A 3,140-nucleotide genomic window follows, 5' to 3' on the forward strand; every position below is an offset into this window, starting at 1 on the left:
GGGGGGGCGAAGGGCGAAAAAAAAAAAAAAAAACAAAAACAAAAACCAACCTAATTCCCCCCACGCCCCCCCCCCCGTTGTTGCGTTCCCCCGCGGCCGTTCCGGGCGGGGGCCGCGGCCGTTCCAGAAGCAGGGCCGCGGCTGTGCTCGACGCCGGCCGGGCTCAGTGCCCGTACACCGCCGCCACGTTGTCCTGCGCCGGGTGCGCGGCCCCGGCCGGCCCGGCGGCGAAGGCGCGCAGCAGGTTCTCGGTCACCTTCCGGGTCATCGCCGCCGTCCGGGCGTCCATCGCGTGGTCCGCCCCGTTGTGGCCGTCGCCGCTGGCGTCCAGTGACTCGACCCAGCGCATGGTGCCGCTGGCGAAGACCCCGGCGCCGCCGGGCGCGCTGTGGAAGGCGGTGTCGCTGAAGCTCTTGCGGCCGGCGCAGACCACCGGCGAGTGGGCCAGGATCTCGATCGGGCGCGGGGTGTCGAAGTCGGTGTTCACCCGGTCGTACTCGACGCCCACCAGGTGCTCGAAGGCGTCCCCCTGCTGCACGCCGGTACCGGCGAACAGCCAGTGGCCCGGGTTGCCCACCACGTAGGGCGCGTCCACCGGGTAGCCGTCGTAGATCACCCCGAGCACGGTGCTCTCCGGGTCCGCCTTGGGGCCCACCCGGAAGTCGTTGGTGGGCAGGCCGGTGGTGGCGAAGCCCGGGTCCTGCTTGAAGGAGTCCTTGTAGCAGACCACCTGACGGTCCGGCCCGGTCGGCGAGGGCTCGTAGCGGACCCGGCGGAAGCAGCAGTTGGCGCCGAGGATCGCCAGGTTGGTGCCGGCGTCCCGGGCCGCGACCACGTTGGCCCGCTGCTCGGGCGACCAGTACTCGTCGTGCCCGAGCGAGAGCACCGCGAGCGCGCCCTTGAGCAGACCGGGCTGCCCGGCCAGGTCGGTGCTGGTGGTGTAGGCCAGCGGCAGGCCGAGCTGCTCGGCCAGCGCGATCAGCGGGGTCTCGTAGACCATGAACAGGCCCGCGCCGTCGTACTCGTGGTACGGCCGGTCGAAGCTCACCACCAGCGAGCGGGTCGCGAAGGCGCCGTTCTCGCCGTTGTAGAGGTTGTAGCCGCCCCAGGTGTTGTAGGCCTGCCAGGTGGCCACGGCGTTGACCACCACCAGCTTCCCGGCGCAGTTCGCCGAGCGGACGGTGACCGGCACGTACCGCTGGCCGGCGCCGCCCGCCGCATCCAGTCGCAGCAGGTAGCTGCCCTCGGGCCAGCCGGTGGTGTCCACCGTGGTGCTCTTCGCCCAGTCGGTGCTGATCATCCGGGTCTGCGGATCGAGCCCGGCGGCCGACTGCTTCGCACCGGGCAGTTGCTCGGACTGCCAGACCAGCCGGCCCCGGGCACCGCCGTACCAGCCCATCCGGTAGGCCGAGATCCGGTAGCCCGGCGCGGTGGTCGAGACGTGCAGGCCGAATCCCTCGCCCGGCAGCACGCTCACCTTGTCGGCCCAGCCCTCGATCGCCTGATCGGGTCCGGCGTTGCCGATCCGCCAGTCCGGGTTGCCCGGCCTGTCGTTCTCCCGCTGCGGCGCGGCGCTGCTCGCCGACGCCGAGGGCGCGGCCCCGGTTATCCCGCCGACGCCGGGCGCGGCGGAGGCCAGCGCGGCCTGCCGGGTGCCCGAGCCGCCGGTCCCGCAGGCGGTCAGGCCCACGCCGGCCGCCGCCGCACCCGCCAGTCCGAGGAACCGCCGCCGGCCCGGGCGCGGGCCGCCGGGCGCCGGCTCGTCGGCCGTCGGGTCCTCGGGCGGGTGCTGCTCGGCCATCGCGTCTCCTCCTGGGGCTGGCCGCTCCGGCCGCCCACTGGTCGTCAGCGGGCGGCTACCGGACGGCCGCGATCGTGTCGCTCTCCACCGTACGGGCGGCGACCGGGGCGCGCCCGGTCCAGGAGCGGGTGGCCAGCCGGGGCCAGATGGCCAGCACGGCGGGCAGCGCGAGGTAGCCGAAGCGCCCGGCGGGGGCCAGCATGAAGGCCACCGTGAGCCCGGCGGCCAGCAGGTCGGCGGCGGCCACCGCGGAGGTCGGCGGTCGCAGCAGCAGCCACCCGGCCACCGCCAGCCCGCCCAGCACCAGCAGCACCAGCGAGAGGGCGTGCCCGACCGGCCCGAGGTCGGCGAGCACCTTGCCGGGCAGCGGGCTGCCGGCCGGGGTGTGCACCGCGGCCAGCCCGAGCGGGAAGCGGATCACCTGGTCCAGGAAGTCCTGCGGCCGTTGCAGCGCGAACGGCAGGATCACCGCGACGCCGACGCCCACCGCGGTCAGCGCGGCGCGGGCCGCCGGGCGCCGCCCGTACAGCCGCCAGAGCATCAGCACGGCCACCGGCAGCGCCGGCCAGGCGGTCCACTTGAGGGTGCAGGCCAGCGCCAGCACCAGGCCGGCGTTGACCGCCCGCCCGCGCGCGGCCAGCGCCGTCGCCAGGCAGCAGACGCCGATCAGCGGCAGGTCCACGCCGCCGACCGCCAGCATCAGCGCGATCAGCGGCGAGCCGGTGAGCACCCCGAGCGGCAGCAGCGCGGAGTGCCGGCGGTTCGGGCGCAGCAGCCGCCAGCTGATGGTCAGGCAGCCCAGGAAGCTGAGGGCGAACCAGATCCGGGCGTCGCCCAGCACCCGGGTGAACACGTCGCCGGAGCCGAGCACGGCGCGCGGCAGGCCGAACAGCGCCATCGCCGGCAGGTAGGGGTTGAAGTCGGTGACCTTCACCGGGTGCGGGAGGTAGGGGGTACCGGTGTGCACCAGCAGGTGGGCGGAGCGTTCGACCACCATCACCTCGGACTGGTGGTGCCCCTGGGCGGCCAGCATGCCGAGCGGCAGCAGGACGGCCCCGAACAGCGCGACGGCGGCGGCCACCCGGCCGGCGTAGCGGCGCGGCAGGGTGAGCACGACCAGCCCGGCCAGCAGGTAGCCGGGGGCCGCCACCTCGCCCCAGAGCCGTTGGTTGCCGAGGTCGGAGACGAGCGGGAAGGCGCCCGCCCAGCCGGCCGCGATCAGGCAGCCGAGCAGGGCCACCTCGCGCCGTTCGCCCAGCCGCACGGCCAGCGCGGTCAGTCGGGCACCGCGGCCGGCGGCGGCGGTGCCGGTCCGCCCGGCGGCGGGCGTGCGCCGGAG

General features: G+C 75.1%; 2 protein-coding genes. Both read right to left on the reverse strand.

The window, feature by feature from the left end; genetic code table 11:
* Nucleotides 1-163: 163 nt before the first annotated feature.
* Nucleotides 164-1,801 (reverse strand): N,N-dimethylformamidase beta subunit family domain-containing protein, encoded by a 1,638-nt coding sequence (locus ACQRUO_RS27940; RefSeq protein ID WP_428318858.1) that lies wholly within the window; start codon nt 1,799-1,801, stop codon nt 164-166.
* A gap of 55 nt (nt 1,802-1,856) precedes the next feature.
* Nucleotides 1,857-3,140: glycosyltransferase 87 family protein (locus tag ACQRUO_RS27945; protein WP_428318859.1), on the reverse strand; the 1,284-nt coding region annotated here is incomplete at its 5' end.

This window comes from Kitasatospora sp. LaBMicrA B282 (genome assembly GCF_050325825.1).
Classification (GTDB): domain Bacteria; phylum Actinomycetota; class Actinomycetes; order Streptomycetales; family Streptomycetaceae; genus Kitasatospora.

Bases quoted from the DNA above. Each gene is read 5' to 3' on its own strand.
- ACQRUO_RS27940 (WP_428318858.1), bottom strand. From the start codon at position 1,801: ATGGCCGAGCAGCACCCGCCCGAGGACCCGACGGCCGACGAGCCGGCG.